The following is a 16,662-nucleotide window of genomic DNA, read 5'->3' as shown; positions in this document are numbered from 1 at the left end:
GGCTCAGACCTCCGTGGTTTGCAGCCTCGGGCTGGTGCCCCAGGCCAGTTCGGTGACGGCGCGGACCGCGGCGGGGACGGCCGCGGTCACCTCGGGTGAGAGTCCGATCCCTTCGTCGAGGCAGGCCGGTTCGCAGCCGACGAGCAGGACGCGTCCGGCGTCGCCGCCGAGCAACCTGAGCAGCCGGAACACCGCGTCCGGCCGCATGCCGTGCGCGTCGATCGACGCCGTGGCGGCCAGGTCCTCGGTGTCGGCCTCGATCAGCGAGAGCGTCCCGGGCGGACGGCCGTGCGGGGTCGCGTCGAGCAGGATCGTCGTGTCGTAGCCGCCCATCAGGTCGTAGGCGAGGTGCATGCCGGCGATGCCGTAGTCGGCGATCTGCACCCAGGGCGGCAGGTCGGTCCCCTCCAGCTCCTTGATGACCTCGACGCCGAAACCGTCGTCGCCCAGGAAGATGTTGCCGATACCGGCGACCAGGACTCGTGGCCTCATTCCGCGACCTCCAAGGGTTCGATCTCGTCTGGGGAGAAGTACCGGTACCGCCCGTGCGCGTGCTGCAGGTCGGCGCCGGGGTCGTCGTCGAGGGTGACCGCGACGTGCGTGCCGCCGTCCACATCGGACAGGACGAGCCGCACGGTGGCGTCCCGGCCGGTGAGGAACATGTCCTGGGCGTCCGTACCGCGCAGGTTCGGCCGCAGCCGCACGCGCGATCCGACGGCGACGCGGACACCGGCGACGACCACCGAGGGCTCGACCGGTCGCAGGGACCGGACCGCGCCGTGCAGCCGCTCCAGCAGCTCGGGCGGCATCGAGTCGACGCGGTCCACGATGGCCGCCGCGCGCGGGTCGGTCGCCCGGGCCTCGCGCTTCTCCTCGTCGGTCAGCGTCATCGTGCGCAGCGTCAGGATCTCGTCGATCTCCGTGCCGTCGAAGAGCTCCCCGGCGCTTTCGGCGGCGATGGACGGGTCGTCGTAGAGGATGATCGGCGACGCGAGCACCACCGTGCTGCGTGACGTGTCGCCGATCAGCACCGGCCACAGCCGCTCCTGCCGGCAGGCTTCGACCGCGGGTTTCGCCCACTCCGGCGGGTCCAGCATCGACAGGAAGTGCCCGGTGTCGACGCTGAGCACCAGGTGGGCGGCGAGCAGCGCGTGGCGGAGGGCGTGCTCGCGGACGCCGTCGGACTGCCACGACGTCGTGTTGTGCAGGTCCAGCCGCAGGCGGGTGCCGCCGAACGGCCCGTCGAGCGGGTCGGCCCGGGCGGTGAGGACGCCGGACAGCTCGTGCGTCCGCTGCCCGTCGCCCGGCACGTGGAACGGCGCTTCGGCCGGGAGTTCCGAGAGCGGCAGCTCGAAGTCGATCTCGTGCTCGACGGCTTCGTCCCACGTCGTGTCCTGCGTCCGGGTCTGCAGGAACCGCAGCTTGACGTGCAGGATCGTGTGGGCCAGCGGCTCGATGACGCACTCGACGCGGGCCGACGCGTGCTCGCCGATCTCGGCCGACGCGTACGACGGCGACATCAGCACGCCCCACTGCCAGCGCACGCGGTTCTTCCCCGCCGACGCCCGGTACGGGTAGAGGAGGTAGCCCTCGTAGAGCACGGCGTCGCCGACCGCGCGGGCCTGCTCGAGAACGTTCACGGTCCACCGGCCAGCAGCTGTTCGACGGCGGCTTCCCAGGTCGGGATCGCGTGCTGCGCCTTGTACTTGAGCAGCGCGTCCACCGTCTCGCGCGGCAGCTTGATCCACGCGACGTTCGGGAAGTAGCGGGACATCAGGTCGTCCCAGACGCTCACCGGCATCCGGCACTCGGCCTGCGTGTGCCACGGCACCTGCTCGACCCAGAACCCCGGCCCGCCCTTGCCGAACACGGTCCCGCTGAACAGCAGCACCATCGGCACGACGCCCTCGGACAGTGCGTGGAAGTACTTGCCGGCGGCGACTTCGAGGTCGTAGGTGCACGGCACCTCGGCGTCGACCTCGGTGGCGCCGGTGAATCCCGGCACGGTCACCGAGATCGTCGTGAACTGGAACGGCTTGAGAGTGTCGCCCCACCGGGATCGCTCGCCGAAGAGGTGGGTGAGCAGCTCCGACTCGTCGTCGGCGTACCGGCGGCGCTGCGGCTCGATGCGGATCTGGACGCGCAGCACCATCGCGTGGACGGGCTGCCCGCTCAGCTCGGAGATCCGCAGCTTGAACGCCAGCGTCGGGGACGCGGCGTACTTCAGCGGCCGGACGTCGATGCAGTCGAAGGTCAGCTCAGCCATCGCTGCGCTCCCGCAGCCGCGCGAAGAAGCCGTCGATAGCCTCGTGTGCTTCGGTGCCGCCGTCGAAGCCGCGCCACGTCGTCCGGACGAGCCCGACCAGCTCGTAGCAGACGTCGATCGGCACCAGGAACCCCTCGAAGCCGTCGTCGAGCTGGTTCACCAGGAGTGCTTCGACGTCGTCGGTGACGTCGGCGAGCAGGTCGTCGCCCGTGCCCAGCGGGAGCAGGGACTCCGTCGCACCCGCCGGGCTCGGGTAGAACGCGACGATGCGGTCCTGCACCGAGTTCCGGAACAGGAACGCCGTCCGGACCGGGATGCCGGCCGACGCCCACAGCGCGGCGCCGGGCTCGAAGTGCGGGAGGTGCCGGACGCGGTCCGGCACCGCCCGGTGCCGTTTCCCGCCCGCGCCGCGGTGGGTGAAGAGCAGGTAGCAGCCCCGGCAGGCGCACATGATCGTCCGGGATTCGAGGTCGATGACGTGCCCGTGCCCGTCGCCGATCGGTTCCGCGCACATCTCGCACTTCTCGCCCGGCGCGGCGCGCTGGACGGGAGCGCGGAACCTGCGCAGGCCGCCCGTCACGGGACCTCCACGGGACACGGGACCAGCGGCAGCAGCGGACGGCCGCCGGGCCCGGTTTCCTCCGGCACGACCCCTTCGACGACGACGTCGGAGATCTCCGGCGCGGCTTCCCGGACCACGCGCTCGATGGCGTACTTGGCGGTGACCGTCGAGGACGGGCAGCCGTCGCAGGTGCCCTGCAGCCGCAGCCGCAGGACACCGTCGGCGATTTCGACGAACTCGACGTCTCCGGCGTGCGAACCCAGGTACGGACGGACCTTGTTGAGCGCCTCGGTGACGCGTTCGTGCGTCGACCGGGGGTGCAGGTCGTGCAGCACGAGCAGGCCGCGGATGTGCTCGTCCGCGGCCAGCCGGTCCAGCATCGGCCGGTCGACGAGCTCGACGATCCGGGCCAGTCCGGCGCCGTAGAACTCGAGCAGCGTGTGGACGAGGTCCTCGGCGAGCTCGGCGTCCGGTCCGCCGAACTCGCCCAGCAGCTGCTCGATGCGCTCGCCGACCCGGTCGACCTCCGTCATCCGAGCTCCCCGCCGAACGCGTGCGGGGTGTGCAGCCGCTCGATGACCTTGCCCTTGCCGGTGTACATGTGGACGCCGCAGGGCAGGCACGGGTCGAAGCTGCGGACCGCGCGCATGATGTCGATGCCCTTGAAGTTCTCCTGCGTGTTCTCCTCGAAGATCGGCGTGTTCTGGACGGCGTCCTCGTACGGCCCCGGCGTGCCGAAGCTGTCGCGCACGCTGCCGTTCCACGGCGTCGGCGGGTACGGGTGGTAGTTCGCGATCTTGCCGCCCTTGATCACCATGTGGTGCGAGAGCACGCCGCGGACCGCTTCGGTGAAGCCGCAGCTCACGCCCTCGTCCGGGACCTTGAACGGCTCCCACGTCTTGGTGTTGCCCTTGCGGACCTCACCGAGGGCCTGGTCGGCGAAGTGCAGTGCGAGGGCGGCCGCGTACGCCTGGAAGTACGTCCGGGCGCGGTTGCGCTCGAGCGCGTTGCTCCACTTCGGGATCTTCCACTCGAACTCGACTTCGGGCTTGGTCGCCGTGCGCGGCAAGGAGATCTTGACGCTGTGGCCGGTCGACTTCAGGTACGGCGTGTCGACGAGCCCGGCCAGCGCCGTCACCCACAGCCGGGCGATCGGGCCGCCGCCGGTGTCGAGGGCCAGGTGGTCCTTGCCGTCGAACCAGCGCGGCGACATCGTCCACGAGTACTTGCCGTCGAAGTCGCGCTTGGCCGGGCGCGGGATGGTGTGCTGGTTCCACGGGTGGCGCTGGTCGACCGGGTTGCCCAGCGGGTCCTGCGTGACGAACATCGGCTGGTCGGCCCAGTCCTCGTAGAACGAGCTGCCGAGCAGGATCCGGATCCCGAGGTTGATGTCGACCAGGCTCGTCGTGACGAGCTTGCCGTCGACGACCACGCCGGGCGTCACGAACATCTTGCGGCCCCAGGCCTCCATGTTCTCGTAGGTGAAGTCGCAGTGCACGGGGTCGTTGAGGCTGCCCCAGCAACCGAGCAGGATCCGGCGTCGCCCGACTTCTTCGTAGCCGGGCAGGGCTTCGTAGAAGAAGTCGAAGAGGTCGTCGTGCATCGGCAGGCAGCGCTTCATGAACTCGACGTAGCGCATGAGCCGGGTCAGGTAGTCGGTGAACAGCTGCACGGTCGCGACCGTGCCGACGCCGCCGGGGTACAAAGTGGACGGATGGACGTGCCGGCCTTCCATCAGGCAGAACATCTCGCGCGTTGACCGGCTGACCTGCAGGGCCTCGCGGTAGAACTCGCCTTCGAGCGGGTTGAGCGAGCGCATGATGTCGCCGATGGTGCGGTAACCGTGGTCACCCGCGTGCGGCGCCTCGGTGCGGTTGGCCAGCTCGAGGACGCCGGGGTTGGTCTCGGCGACCATCCTCTCGCAGTAGTCGACCCCGACCAGGTTCTCCTGGAAGATGTTGTGGTCGAACATGTACTCGGCGGCCTCGCCGAGGTTGATGATCCACTCGCCGAGGTGCGGCGGGCGCACCCCGTAGGCCATGTTCTGGGCGTACACCGAGCACGTCGCGTGGTTGTCGCCGCAGATCCCGCAGATCCGGCTGGTGATGAAGTGCGCGTCGCGCGGGTCCTTGCCCTTCATGAAGATGCTGTAGCCGCGGAAGACCGACGACGTGCTGTGGCACTCGACGACGCGCTTGGCCGCCCAGTCGATCTTCGTGTAGATCCCGAGGCTGCCGACGATCCGGGTGATCGGGTCCCACGCCATCTCGACGAGGTCGGTCTTGTCCTTCATCTCGGTCATGACCGCGCCTCCGCCTGGTAGCCGGTGTCGAGCTTCTTGCCCGTGTGCCGCCACTTGGGCTCTTTGTCGAGCTTGCGCTCGGTGATCTTCCGCAGCCGGCGGATCACCGACCCGTACGCGCCGCTGGCCAGCGACGACACCTGCGCGCCCGGCGGCTCGTCCATGAACGGCATGAACTTGTCCGGGAAGCCCGGCATGGTGCAGCCGATGCAGATCCCGCCGACGTTCGGGCAGCCGCCGACGCCGTTGATCCAGCCGCGCTTGGGCACGTTGCACTTCACGACCGGCCCCCAGCAACCCAGCTTGACCAGGCACTTCGGGGAGCCGTACTCGGTCGCGAACTCGCCCTGCTCGTAGTAGCCGCCGCGGTCGCAGCCTTCGTGCACGGTCGCGCCGAAGAGCCACTGCGGCCGCAGGTGGTCGTCGAGCGGGATCATCGGCGCCTGCCCGGCGGCCTGGTAGAGCAGGTAGGTGATGGTCTCGGACAGGTTGTCCGGGTGGGTCGGGCAGCCGGGCACGCAGACGATCGGGATGCCGGCGCCGGACTTCCAGTCCCAGCCCAGGTAGTCGGGCACGCCCATGGCGCCGGTCGGGTTGCCCTCCATCGCGTGGATGCCGCCGTAGGTCGCGCACGTGCCGACGGCCATCACCGCCAGCGCCTTGGGCGTCAGCCGGTCGAGCCACTCGCTGGTCGTCATCGGCTGGCCGGTCTCGGGGTTGTTCCCGAAGCCGCACCAGTAGCCCTCTTCCTTGATCGCCTCGTTCGGGATCGAGCCCTCGACGACCAGCACGAACGGTTCCAGCTCGCCGCGGTCGGCTTTGTAGAACCACTCGATGAACGTGTCGGCCCCCTTGTCCGGGCCGCACTCGAAGTCGATCAACGGCCAGTGGACCGCGATCTTGGGCAAGCCGGGCAAAGCGCCGAGGACGATTTCCTCGATGCTCGGTTGCGTGGCGGCGGTCAGCGCGACGGAGTCGCCGTCGCACGAGAGGCCGGCGTTGATCCAGAGGATGTGGATGGGCTGCTCTTCGGTTTGTTCTGCGGCATGCGTCACGGCTGATCACCCTTGGCGAAGTCGTCGAGCGCGCCGAGGGTCAGCTCCCACAGCGCGTGGTAGAGGGTCGTCTGGGCTTCCTGGATGCGGTGCACGGAAGGTGACGGGACGACGAAGAGGTGGTCGATGCTGTCCAGCTCGGCCATCTTTCCCCCGTCGTAGCCGGCGATGCCGACGGTCACCAGGCCGCGCCGGGCGGCTTCGTCGAAGGCGCGCAACAGGTTCGCGGAGTTGCCGCTCGTCGAGAGGCCGACCGCGATGTCGCCGGGACGCCCGAAAGCACCGATCTGCCGGGCGAACACGACGTCGAACCCGATGTCGTTGGACAGGGCGGTCACCACCGCGATGTCGTTCGTCAGCCCGAAGGCGGGCAACGGCTTCGCGTCGCCCGCCGGGCTGAGGAACAGACTGGCGAGGTCCTGGGCGTCGGTCGAGCTGCCGCCGTTGCCGAAGGCGAGCAGCCTGCCACCGCCGCGGAACGCGCGCGCCAGGTCCTGGGCGCACGCGAACAGGCGGTCGCGGTCGGCCGCGAGCACGTCGCCGCGCAGGGCGACGATCTCGCGCACCTTGTCCACAGTGGACTGCTCGACCTGGCGGATGACGGCGTCGAGGTCACCGGAACCCGCGTACAGGAACGGGTACAGCGCTTCGAGACCATCGGTGACGGGGTGTTCCCGCGTCATGCCGGTTCTCCCGCGGCTAAGACTTCTCCAGACGTGCGATGGCTTCCCCGGCGTGCACCAGGATGCGGTCGCCGACGCCGGCCTCGACCAGCGCCACACTGACCTCTTCCCGGGTGGATCCGGTGTCCACGACAGCGAGCTCGTCTTCGAGGAGCTCGACCACGGTCACCTCGACCGCGGTGTCGGAGCAGGTGATGCACACCCCGTCGTGGCAGACGGGGCCGGCTTGTCTGTCGGCGTCACGGGCGTTCACGACGCCACCTCCGGGGACAGCAGGCCGGGTTGCTCGAAGAAGACGTGCACCAGCTCCCACAGCACGTGGTAGGTGGTCACGTGGACCTCCTTGACGACGCGGGGGTCGGCCGACCGGGCGACGAGGACGTGGTCGAGCCCGGGGGTCGTGGCGATCGCGCCGCCGTCGCCGCCGGTCAGCGCGACGGTGAGCATGCCGGCGTCCCGGGCCGTTTCGAGCGCACGGCGGACGTTCGCGCAGGCGCCGTCGGTGGAGATGCCCAGCGCGATGTCCGCGGGCTCGCCGATGATCCGCAGCTGGTGGGCGAAGACGTCGTCGAGTCCGACGCGGTTGGCCACGCCGGTGACCGTCGCGACGTCGGCGGTGAGCGAGAGGGCCGGCAGCGCCCGCTTGCCGACGATCACCGGGTGGACGAACTCGACCGCGACGTGCTGGGCGTCGGTGCTGGGGCCGCCGTTGCCGAACACCACGAGCTTGCCGCCGCGGTGGAAGCGGCGGGCCATGCCGTGGCACGCCTCGGCGACCGTGTGCGCGTCATCGGCCAGCGCGAGCACGGGCGCCTTGCGGCGCTCGAAGAGGGCGTCGACGGAGTCCGGGTGATTCGGTGACCACGGCATCGCGGCACTTCCTCGGGACGACTGCTCGGTGGTGGGAGCGCACCCCAGATTAGAGATGTGAGTTGGATCACACAAGAGTACGAAGAGGGTCTCCGCTACGCCAAGTGGGTCTGATCAGCCGCTCAGACGTGGTGCTCGCGGTCGTCCTGGAGGTGCTCCGCCCGGGCGAGCCACTGTTCGGCCTCATGGCCGGACCCGCGTGACCGCAGCATCCGGGCCAGGCTGAGCATGCCCTGGACGTCTCCGGTCTCCGCGGCCCGCCGGAACCACTGCTCGGCTTCCGCGAGGTCGTCACGGTGTTCGGCGAGGTGCCCGAGATTGGTGAGCGCCGGAACGCTGCCGTGTTCGGCCGCCTTGCGGTACCAGGCGGCGGCCTCGCCTTCGTCGCCGCGGTTGCGGGCGAGCACGCCCAGGTTGGTCATCGCCGCGGGGTCGCCGCGCTCGGCGGCGTCGAGGTACCAGTTCTCGGCCTCTTCGAGGTCGCCGCGGCGGTGCAGTAGCAGCCCGAGCCGGACGATCGCCTCGACGTGCCCGCCGGTCGCGCCCTGGCGGTACCAGTTCTCGGCGTCGGCGGGCCGGCCGAGGCGTTCGGCCTGCCGGCCCAGCTGGCAGGTGGCCGCGAGGTCGCCGGCCAGCACGGCCGAGCGCCACCAGCGGGAAGCTTCGGCGGCCTGACCGCGGTCGCGGAGCACGATGCCCAGGTCGATCATCGCGTTGGTGATCCCGGCGTCGGCGGCCTGCCGCAGCCACGTCTCGGCCTCTTCGGTCCGGTGCTGCTCGCGGAGCAGGTGCCCGAGCGCGGCGATCGAGGGCAGGTCACCGGTGCGGGCCGCCTCGCCGTACCAGTGCTGGGCGTCTTCGCGCTTGCCGCGCCGCTCGTACGACTTGGCGAGGTTCAGCATCCCGTGCGGCTCGCCGGCCAGGGCGGCCTCGTGGTACCAGCGCTCGGCCTCGTCGAGCACGCCGCGGTCGGCCAGCAGGTGGGCGAGCGAGGTCATCGAGACGCGGTCGCCGCCCATGGCGGCCTTGCGGAACCACGTTTCGGCCTCGGCGAGGTCCCCGCGCTCCCGCATCGCCGACCCCATGCGGGCCATGGCGACGACGTTGCCGCCCTCGGCGGCTTTGCGCTGGAAGAACTCGTCGAACTTTTTGAGCCGGCCGGGCATCGGCTGCTCCCTCCGGATGGGTCCTGCTCCGGTAGTCGCAGTTGATCGGCTTGATGTGACACCTCTGCCGTGGGTGGGCGAGGTCACATTCGCGCCAGGTCGTCGTGTCGGCGCGGTTTTCCCAGGCCGGCAGGGGTGAGACTACGCCGCGCCCAGGTGAATTCGAGAGGAGAAAATCGTGTCGGCCCGCGGCTTTCGGCTCAGCGTGACCCAACGATCTCTGCTGGTAGTCGCGATACTGGCGATCGCACTCTTCGGGTACTGGGCCACGAGCAGAAGCTCCGGCGCGACCCCGCCGCCGTCGTCGTCCTCGGCACCGGTTCCGGCCACCGCCGCCGACGTCCAGAAGCAGCTCGGCGAGCTGACCATCGCCGCGCGGACGTCCATGGACGGCTACTCGCGCGAGAAGTTCCCGCACTGGGTCGGCCAGGGTTCGAGCTGCGACACCCGCGAGGTCGTCCTGAAGCGCGCCGGCACCGACGTCAAGACGGACAAGGACTGCAAGGCGACGTCCGGGACGTGGAAGAGCGTCTACGACGACGCGACCTGGACCAAGGCGACCGACCTCGACATCGACCACATGGTTCCGCTCGGGCAGGCCTGGGCCAGCGGCGCCAAGACGTGGACGACCGAGAAGCGCCAGCAGTTCGCCAACGACCTCACCCGGCCGCAGCTGTTCGCCGTCACCGACAACCTCAACCAGCAGAAGAGCGACAAGGCCCCGGACCAGTGGAAACCGCCGCTCGTGGCGTTCTGGTGCACCTACGCGACCGACTGGATCGTGGTGAAGCACTACTACGGGCTGACTGTCACCGAAGCGGAGAAAACGGCCTTGACGGACATGCTGCGGCGCTGCTGAGCTGGCCGCTATGACGACCTTCGCGCTGATCCACGGGGGCGGCGGCAGCGGGTGGGACTTCCACCGGCTCGGCCCGGAACTGGTCGCCCGCGGCCACGCCTTCGTGGCGCCGGACCTGCCGATCACCGACTCCTCGGCCGGGCTTTCCGACTTCACGGACACGGTGCTCGCCGCGTTGGGCGACGCTTCGGACGTCGCCGTCGTCGGGCACTCGTACGGCGGGTTCACGGCACCGCTGGTCGCCGAGAAGGTGCGCGCGCGGCTGCTGGTCTACCTGGCCGGGATGATCCCGGCGCCGGGGGAGCAGCCGGGGCAGTGGTGGGGCAACACGGGCTTCTCGGCACCCACCGGCTTGACCGACCTCGAGACGTACTTCAACGGCGTCCCGGCTCCGCTGGCCGAGGAAGGCATGGCGCACGGGCGCGACCAGGTGAGCAAGGAGTGGGACGAGCCGTGGCCGCTGGCGGCCCACCCGGACGTCCCGACCCGGGTCGTCCTGTGCCGCGACGACCGGTTCTTCACGCCGGACTTCCAGCGCCGCGTCGCCCAGGAGCGCCTGGGCATCGAGCCCGACGAGGTCGACGGCCCGCACTGCGCGCCGCTGAGCCACCCCGCGCAGATCGCCGATCTGCTGGTGAGCTGCCTGTAGGCCGTTCGGCGGACCGGAAAACTTAAAGGTCTAGACCTATTGACTGTGTGGTCCAGGCCACTTAACGTCGTTTTCGCGGCGAACCCGCACCTCCCCACCCGCGTCACCTCCACCCCGGTCCCCCCCCATGGAGGTTCCTCGTCATGCGCTTCGCCAGGGTCCTCGGACTCGCCGCCCTCACGGCCGGCAGCCTCCTCGTCGCTCCCGCCGCACCCGCGTCGGCCGCTGCTTTGCCCGCCTGCCAGCACTTCTACCAAGGCACCATCCCCGACCGCCCGGTCACCGGCGGCCACGGTCCCGGCACGCTCGTCGGCGCCGTGAACGTCGGCAACCGCCTGCCCGCGCCCGGCTCGGTCGCCGGTGGACTGGGTGCCGACGGCAAGGTCACCTTCACCTTCGCCCGCGTCTCCGGCGCGAAGGCCTATCGCGCGTTCCGCAACGGCCAGGCCCTCCAGTGGATCAGCGACTGGGGCCAGCCGACGCTCACCGTCACCGACGCGAGCCCCTGCCTGAACGCGAACTACCAGCTCTACGCGATGACGGCCGAGGACAACTCGCCGGGCTCGCTCGGCCAGATCTCCACTTCGTACCGCCTCGACAGCGGCAACCACCTCGCGACCTACCGCATCCCGGCCGGCACCACGCTCAGCTACCGCGTCACGTCCTACAACGACGTCGCCCAGACCGCGCTCGGCTACAGCGCCGGGCCGGGCTTCTGCGCCGTCGACGCCCGGATCATCCCGTGGGGCACTCGGTTCTCGGTGCCGGGCTACGGCGAGTGCTACGCGGCCGACATCGGCAGCTGGATCAAGGACGACATCGTCGACGTCTGGCTGCCCGGCTCGCAGGCCGACGCCTGGGGCATCCAGCGGCTCACCCTGACCGTGCGCTGAGAGGGGACGCCATGAAAGCGAAGCTCGCGCTCGCCGCGACGGTTCTCTCGGTGGCGACGGTGCTCGTCGTCGCCCCGGCGAACGCCGCCACCGCACCGTCGGCGGCCTTCGCCAAGGACTCCGACTGGGGCTCCGGCTACCAGGCCAAGTACACGATCAGCGCGGGCACGTCCGCGCTGACGAGCTGGAAGCTGGAGTTCGACCTGCCGGCCGGCTCGACGCTCGGGTCCTACTGGGACGCGCTCGACACGCCCTCCGGCTCGCACCACTCGTTCGCCAACCGCGAGTACAACGGGAACGTCGCCGCGGGCGCGTCGACGAGCTTCGGCTTCCTGGTCAGCGGCGGCGGCCTGCCCGCGAACTGCAAGCTGAACGGCCAGCCGTGCGCCGGCGGTACTTCGCCGACGACCACGCCCACGACCCCGACGACACCGCCGACCACCACGACGACGACGCCTCCCACGGGCGGCAGCGCGCGCGTGTCGCCGTACATCGACATCACGATGGCGACGCCGTCACTGGTCTCGGTGGCGAACGCGACGGGCCAGAAGAACTTCACGCTCGCCTTCGCCCTCGGCAGCAGCCTCGGCTGCGACCCGCAGTGGGGCGGCACGGTCCCGCTGCTGGACTCGCGGATCATCAACGACGTCAACGCGCTCCGGAACCTCGGCGGCGGCGTCACGGTGGCGTCCGGGGGAGCGCTGGGCCCGTACCTGGAGAACGTGTGCGGCTCGGTGGACGCGCTCTACAACGCGTACGTGAAGACGCTGGACGCGGTGGGCAGCAACAACCTGGACGTCGACGTCGAGGCGTCGATTCCGACGGCGACGGTCAACCAGGCCCTGTTGCGGCTGCAGCAGCAGCGCGGCACGCACATCAGCTACACGATGCGGATCCAGGGCCAGGACTACGGGATGGACCCGTTCTCGGTGTCGATCCTGCAGGACGCGGCGTCGCGCGGGCTGAACGTCGTGGTCAACCCGATGCTGATGGACTTCGGCTACAGCGGTTCATGGGGTGACGCGCTGGTCTCCGCGGCGAACGCGACGCTGGGCCAGATGAAGACGATCTGGCCGTCGAAGTCCGACGCGCAGATCAAGGCCCTGCTGGGCCTGACCCCGATGATCGGCCGCAACGACACGGGCTCGGTGACGGACCAGGCGGCCGCGCGTCAGCTGCTGTCGTTCGCGCAGGCGAACCACGTGGCGAGCATCGGCTTCTGGTCCGCGGGCCGCGACAACGGCGGCTGCCCCGGCGGCGGCGCGGTCGCGACGTGCTCGGGGATTTCCCAGTCGCTGTACGAGTTCACGAACATCTTCAAGGCGTACACGGGCTGAGCCACCCGACCGCCGAAAGGCCGTGACGGCCTCCTTGCCGACGTCCCCAAGCCCCGGCAAGGAGGCCTTCATGGCGGTCACCAGCGGTCGAGGTGCAGGACCTCCTCGAGAGGCTGCCGCGCCGCCGGCTTGAACGTGTCGCCCGTGTAGAACGCCGTCGGGATCAATGCCGCCTGGTGGACATTCTTCGGCAGCTCCAGCACCTCTGCCGCTTCCTGCTCGTACGCCAGGTGCAGCGTCGTCCACGCCGTTCCCAGCGTCACCGAGCGGGCCGCCAGCATGTAGCTCCACACCGCCGGGAGCAGGGACGCCCACAGCCCCGCCTGGTTGCCCGCCGGCAGCTCCGCCGACGGCGTCTCCAGGCACGGCACCACGAGCACCGGGACGTCACCCATCCGGTCGGCCAGGTACTCGACGCTGCTGCCGACCCGCTGCTGCACCGGCGCGCGCGCCGGGTCGTCCGCGAACAGCTTGCCCGCCGCGCGTTCCGACGACAGGTACTCGTGGCACGCCCGGCTGTAGATCTGCCCGAGCGCCGCCCGCTGGGCGGCGTCGGTGACGACCAGCCACTGCCAGCGCTGGGTGTTCGAGCCGCTCGGTGCCTGCAGGGCCACCTGTATGCAGTGTTTCACCAGGTCGAGCGGCACCGGTCGGTCGAAGTCGAGGCGCTTGCGGACGGTCCTGGTGGTCGTCAGGAGCTCTTCGGGCGTCATCATCGGCCCATCATGCCGGGACTACCAGCGATCGTGCACCAGCGGCCGGATCAGCTCGTCATACGTTTCGCGGACGCCGGCCAGCGCCTCCGGCGACAACGGCGGAAGAGCGGCCGCCGCCGTGTTCGCGGACGCCTGCGTGGCGTTCCGCGCGCCCGGGATCACCGTGCTCACGCCCGGCTGGTCGACGATCCACCGCAGCGCGAACTGCGCCAGCGTCTGCCCCTCGGGCACCAGCCCGCGCAGCCGCTCGACGGCCGTCAGCCCGACGTCGTACGGCACGCCCGAGAACGTCTCGCCGACGTCGAACGCCTCGCCGTGGCGGTTGAAGTTCCGGTGGTCGTTCTCGGCGAACGTCGTGGCGGCCGTGTAGCGACCGGACAGCAGGCCCGACGCCAGCGGCACCCGCGCGATGATCCCCGCGCCCGCCTCCGCCGCCGCGGGCAGCACGCGCTCCAGCGGCTTGAGGCGCAGGCAGTTCAGGATGATCTGGACGGAAGCAACGTTCGGCCGCGCCAACGCCGTCAGCGCCTCTTCGCACGTCTCGACACTCACGCCGTACGCCTTGATGCGGCCCTCGGACACCATCTCGTCCAGGGCGTCGTACACCGCGTCGGACGAGTACACCGGCGTCGGCGGGCAGTGCAGCTGGACGAGGTCGAGCGTGTCGACGCCGAGGTTGCGGCGCGACCGGTCGTTCCACTCGCGGAAGTTCGCGCGGACGTAGTTCTCCGGCACCTGCTCGACCCGGCGGCCCATCTTGGTCGCCACGAAGACGTCGCCGCGCTCGGCGCGGAACCGGCCGACCAGGCGCTCGCTGCGCCCGTCGCCGTAGACGTCGGCGGTGTCGAAGAAGGTGACGCCGGCGTCGGCCGCCGCGTGCAGCACCGCGAGGGCGTCGCTCTCGTCGACCTCGCCCCAGTCGGCGCCGAGCTGCCAGCAGCCGAGCCCGACGACGGACACCTCGCGGCCCAGCCGGGTGATCTTCCGGTTCTCCATGCCGCGATCCAAGCACACCGCCCCGCCTATGATCGGCCGTCATGGCCATGACGTCGGGTCCGGACGGACTCGGGACCCGGATGCGGCACGTCCTCGAGATCCTCGAGGCCGACGTCGCGCAGTTCCTCAAGGACATCGGCCTCGACGACTACCGCCCGCGGTACTCGGGGGTCGTGCGGGCGCTGCTCGCGCGCGGCCCGCTGGCCATCCGCGACCTCGCCGCCGAGATGGGCGTGACGCACTCGGCGGCCAGCCAGACCGTCGCGCAGATGACCCGCGCCGGGCTCGTCAGCCTCGAACCGGGCGCCGACGCCCGTCAGCGCATCGTGTCGCTCACCGAGAAGACGCGCGGGATCCTGCCGCTGATCGAGGCGGAGTGGACGGCGACGACCGAGGCGTCGGAGGCACTGGAAGCGGAGCTGCCGTACCCGTTGCGCGGGGTGCTGGCGGCGATCGTCGAAGCGCTGGAGCGCAAGCCGTTCCGGCAGCGGATCGGGGAGACGGCGGCCGCTCGGGAGCTCTTGGAGCCCTGATCAGATGGTGGGGATCCGGAAGACGGCCCAGACGAACTTACCGCCGGGGCAGAACTCGAAGCCCCAGTCCTCCGACAGCGCCTGGACCAGCACCAGCCCGCGGCTGCGTGCCTCGGCCGGCGCCGGCGCTCGCATCTCCGGCAGCCGGCTGCCGGAATCGTGTACCTGCAGCGTCAACTGCCCCTCGAAGTAGGACAGCTCCATCCGCTGCGGACACTCGCCGTGTTCGAAGGCGTTGGTGACCAGCTCGGACGCGGCCAGCAGGACGTCGTCCAGCTGCGCCTCTTCCAGGCCGAAGCCGAGCAGCATCGAGCGGATCTCGTGCCGGGCCCTGGCCGGGGCGGTGACGTCATCCGGGAGCAGCACTGTCAACGGCGCGACCGGCACTTCGGTGCGGTGCGAGATGTTCATCGTCATCGGTCCCCCTCCCAGTGAGTTCCGGTACCGTCCGCGAAGTACCCAAGCCGTTCAGCGGCTAATCAGGTGCCGTCGGCCAGCTCGGATTCGTCCAGGCCCGAACGCAGCTTCTTCAGCGTCGCGGCCAGCAACCGCGACACCTGCATCTGGGAGACCCCGACGCGGCGCGCGATGTCCGACTGGCTCATCCCGGAACCGAACCGCAGCGCGACGATCTTGCGCTCCCGGTCCGGCAGGCTGTCCAGCATCGGGCGCAGCGCCTCGCGCAGCTCGGCCTGGCCCAGCTCGGCGTCCGGCGCCCCGAACCGCGTGTGCGCCGCGTTCTCCAGCAGGTGGTCCAGCGACGCCCCGTAACGGCCCTGACCGGCGCGAAGCCCCTCGTAGACGTCCTCGATCGGGACGCCGAGGCGCCCGGCGATCTCGCTGGGCTTCGGCGCGCGCGAGAGCTGCACGGTGAGCTCTTCGCGCGCGGCGGAGATGTTCGCGTTCAGCTCCTTGAGCCGCCGCGGCACCCGCACCGACCAGCTGTTGTCCCGGAAGTGGTGCCGCAGCTCCCCGGAGATGGTGGGGACGGCGAAGGCCAGGAAGTCCGTCCCCTGCTCGGGGTCGAAGCGGTCGACGGCGTGGATGAGCCCGACCGTGGCGATCTGGACCAGGTCCTCCATCGCCTCGTCGCGGTTGCGGAACTTCCGGGCCAGGTTGCGCGCGAGCTCCAGGTGGCCGCGCACGAGCGTGTCCCGGACGCGCTCCCGCTCCGGGGAGCCCGCCGGCAGCGCGACGAGTTGGACGAACAGCGCGCCGACGTCGAGGTCGTTCCCGCTGCTCCCGGCGGGATCGCTCACGAGTCCGCCGCCTGGCTTTCCCGGACGAGGTCGACCCGGGACAGGTAGCGCCCGTCCTCGGGGGTCACGGTGCGCTGCGCCGACGTCGCGAGCGCGGTCAGCAGCTGCCACGACAGGCCGGAGTCGTCTTCGTGGTCAGGAGTGTCCGAAAGCACCGAGACCGAGACCTCGATGCGCGGCCCGCTCCACGAGAAGATGCAGGTGAGGCGGCCGTCCGAGGCGGCGGGGAGCAGCAGCGAGCAGGCTTCGTCCACCGCCATCCGGAGGTCCTCGACGGCGTCGAGGTCGAAGTCCTGGCGCATCGCGATGTCCGCCACGATGGTGCGCAGCGTCGGCACCACGTGCGGGATCGCGGCCGTCCGCACCTCGATGACCTGCGCGCCTTCCGGCACGAGCGGGGCGTTGTCCTCCACGTTTGTTCCTTTCTCCGGCTCGCGCTCCAGGTGTCGGCGGTGTCCTCTTCACGCCCGGTCGCGAGATGCCCGTGGGGTGAGCAAACCAAACCCGCGTTTGATC

Annotated in this window: 21 protein-coding genes; 5 read left to right on the top strand and 16 right to left on the bottom strand. The window is 70.4% G+C overall.

Annotation, left to right across the window (positions count from 1 at the left end):
- Positions 1 to 3 precede the first annotated feature (3 nt).
- From ACZ7PG_RS16225 to ACZ7PG_RS16175, 11 genes are all read right to left on the bottom strand, one after another.
- A complete protein-coding gene (locus tag ACZ7PG_RS16225) occupies positions 4 to 492 on the bottom strand; it encodes a hydrogenase maturation protease (RefSeq protein ID WP_470239840.1) in 489 nt (162 codons plus the stop codon).
- Positions 489 to 1,640, bottom strand: coding sequence for a hypothetical protein (locus ACZ7PG_RS16220; RefSeq protein ID WP_470239839.1), 1,152 nt, complete (start codon positions 1,638 to 1,640; stop codon positions 489 to 491). The genes ACZ7PG_RS16225 and ACZ7PG_RS16220 overlap by 4 nt, the downstream gene beginning before the upstream one ends.
- Positions 1,637 to 2,266 (bottom strand): DUF6084 family protein, encoded by a 630-nt coding sequence (locus ACZ7PG_RS16215; protein ID WP_470239838.1) that lies wholly within the window; start codon positions 2,264 to 2,266, stop codon positions 1,637 to 1,639. The genes ACZ7PG_RS16220 and ACZ7PG_RS16215 overlap by 4 nt, the downstream gene beginning before the upstream one ends.
- Positions 2,259 to 2,846 carry a DUF5947 family protein gene (locus tag ACZ7PG_RS16210; RefSeq protein WP_470239837.1) on the bottom strand — a complete coding sequence of 196 codons (588 nt, stop codon included), beginning with the start codon at positions 2,844 to 2,846 and terminating at the stop codon, positions 2,259 to 2,261. The genes ACZ7PG_RS16215 and ACZ7PG_RS16210 overlap by 8 nt, the downstream gene beginning before the upstream one ends.
- On the bottom strand, positions 2,843 to 3,361 hold the full coding sequence (locus tag ACZ7PG_RS16205) for a NifU family protein (RefSeq protein WP_470239836.1): 519 nt from the start codon (positions 3,359 to 3,361) through the stop codon (positions 2,843 to 2,845). Before ACZ7PG_RS16205 ends, ACZ7PG_RS16210 begins: the two co-directional genes overlap by 4 nt.
- A complete protein-coding gene (locus ACZ7PG_RS16200; RefSeq protein ID WP_470239835.1) occupies positions 3,358 to 5,130 on the bottom strand; it encodes a nickel-dependent hydrogenase large subunit in 1,773 nt (590 codons plus the stop codon). The genes ACZ7PG_RS16205 and ACZ7PG_RS16200 overlap by 4 nt, the downstream gene beginning before the upstream one ends.
- Entirely contained in the window at positions 5,127 to 6,185 is a 1,059-nt protein-coding gene (locus ACZ7PG_RS16195; protein WP_470239834.1) for an NADH-quinone oxidoreductase subunit B family protein, read from the bottom strand. The genes ACZ7PG_RS16200 and ACZ7PG_RS16195 overlap by 4 nt, the downstream gene beginning before the upstream one ends.
- Positions 6,182 to 6,868, bottom strand: coding sequence for a D-sedoheptulose-7-phosphate isomerase (locus ACZ7PG_RS16190; protein ID WP_470239833.1), 687 nt, complete (start codon positions 6,866 to 6,868; stop codon positions 6,182 to 6,184). The genes ACZ7PG_RS16195 and ACZ7PG_RS16190 overlap by 4 nt, the downstream gene beginning before the upstream one ends.
- Before the next feature lie 16 nt (positions 6,869 to 6,884).
- On the bottom strand, positions 6,885 to 7,070 hold the full coding sequence (locus ACZ7PG_RS16185) for a HypC/HybG/HupF family hydrogenase formation chaperone (protein ID WP_470240772.1): 186 nt from the start codon (positions 7,068 to 7,070) through the stop codon (positions 6,885 to 6,887).
- Between the two features lie 47 nt (positions 7,071 to 7,117).
- Positions 7,118 to 7,738: a D-sedoheptulose-7-phosphate isomerase gene (locus tag ACZ7PG_RS16180; protein ID WP_470239832.1), complete on the bottom strand. Its 621-nt coding sequence runs from the start codon at positions 7,736 to 7,738 to the stop codon at positions 7,118 to 7,120.
- 122 nt (positions 7,739 to 7,860) lie between these two features.
- A complete protein-coding gene (locus ACZ7PG_RS16175) occupies positions 7,861 to 8,904 on the bottom strand; it encodes a tetratricopeptide repeat protein (protein ID WP_470239831.1) in 1,044 nt (347 codons plus the stop codon).
- A 178-nt stretch (positions 8,905 to 9,082) separates the two neighbouring features.
- Here ACZ7PG_RS16175 and ACZ7PG_RS16170 point away from each other — a divergent pair, with 178 nt between their 5' ends.
- The 4 genes from ACZ7PG_RS16170 to ACZ7PG_RS16155 all read left to right on the top strand — a co-directional run bounded on the left by ACZ7PG_RS16170 (position 9,083) and on the right by ACZ7PG_RS16155 (position 12,642).
- Positions 9,083 to 9,763, top strand: a complete 681-nt coding sequence (locus tag ACZ7PG_RS16170; RefSeq protein WP_470239830.1) for an HNH endonuclease family protein — start codon at positions 9,083 to 9,085, stop codon at positions 9,761 to 9,763.
- Between the two features lie 10 nt (positions 9,764 to 9,773).
- Positions 9,774 to 10,412, top strand: a complete 639-nt coding sequence (locus ACZ7PG_RS16165) for an alpha/beta fold hydrolase (protein WP_470239829.1) — start codon at positions 9,774 to 9,776, stop codon at positions 10,410 to 10,412.
- 143 nt (positions 10,413 to 10,555) lie between these two features.
- Positions 10,556 to 11,305 carry a 3D domain-containing protein gene (locus ACZ7PG_RS16160; protein ID WP_470239828.1) on the top strand — a complete coding sequence of 250 codons (750 nt, stop codon included), beginning with the start codon at positions 10,556 to 10,558 and terminating at the stop codon, positions 11,303 to 11,305.
- An 11-nt stretch (positions 11,306 to 11,316) separates the two neighbouring features.
- Positions 11,317 to 12,642 carry a cellulose binding domain-containing protein gene (locus ACZ7PG_RS16155; protein ID WP_470239827.1) on the top strand — a complete coding sequence of 442 codons (1,326 nt, stop codon included), beginning with the start codon at positions 11,317 to 11,319 and terminating at the stop codon, positions 12,640 to 12,642.
- 77 nt (positions 12,643 to 12,719) lie between these two features.
- On the opposite strand, the gene ACZ7PG_RS16150 is transcribed toward ACZ7PG_RS16155, so the two are convergent.
- Positions 12,720 to 13,358, bottom strand: a complete 639-nt coding sequence (locus ACZ7PG_RS16150) for a nitroreductase family protein (protein WP_470239826.1) — start codon at positions 13,356 to 13,358, stop codon at positions 12,720 to 12,722.
- Between the two features lie 18 nt (positions 13,359 to 13,376).
- Positions 13,377 to 14,354, bottom strand: coding sequence for an aldo/keto reductase (locus tag ACZ7PG_RS16145; protein ID WP_470239825.1), 978 nt, complete (start codon positions 14,352 to 14,354; stop codon positions 13,377 to 13,379).
- A 41-nt stretch (positions 14,355 to 14,395) separates the two neighbouring features.
- Between ACZ7PG_RS16145 and ACZ7PG_RS16140 the strand changes: the two genes are divergently transcribed.
- Positions 14,396 to 14,887, top strand: a complete 492-nt coding sequence (locus tag ACZ7PG_RS16140) for a MarR family winged helix-turn-helix transcriptional regulator (protein ID WP_470239824.1) — start codon at positions 14,396 to 14,398, stop codon at positions 14,885 to 14,887.
- Here the strand turns inward: ACZ7PG_RS16140 and ACZ7PG_RS16135 are convergent, their stop codons facing one another.
- The 3 genes from ACZ7PG_RS16135 to ACZ7PG_RS16125 form a co-directional block, all read right to left on the bottom strand.
- Positions 14,888 to 15,304: an ATP-binding protein gene (locus ACZ7PG_RS16135; protein ID WP_470239823.1), complete on the bottom strand. Its 417-nt coding sequence runs from the start codon at positions 15,302 to 15,304 to the stop codon at positions 14,888 to 14,890. It lies immediately after the preceding gene.
- Positions 15,305 to 15,366: 62 nt separating this feature from the next.
- The gene (locus tag ACZ7PG_RS16130) at positions 15,367 to 16,146 is read right to left on the bottom strand and encodes a SigB/SigF/SigG family RNA polymerase sigma factor (protein WP_470239822.1); all 780 of its coding nucleotides are present in this window, start codon (positions 16,144 to 16,146) and stop codon (positions 15,367 to 15,369) included.
- Entirely contained in the window at positions 16,143 to 16,559 is a 417-nt protein-coding gene (locus tag ACZ7PG_RS16125) for an anti-sigma factor (RefSeq protein WP_470239821.1), read from the bottom strand. The genes ACZ7PG_RS16130 and ACZ7PG_RS16125 overlap by 4 nt, the downstream gene beginning before the upstream one ends.
- Between the last annotated feature and the right edge of the window lie 103 nt (positions 16,560 to 16,662).

It is taken from the genome of Amycolatopsis sp. NPDC114504 (assembly GCF_055633595.1).
Note: the sequence above shows the minus strand (reverse complement) of the source record. Positions and strands in the feature narration are given on the sequence as shown.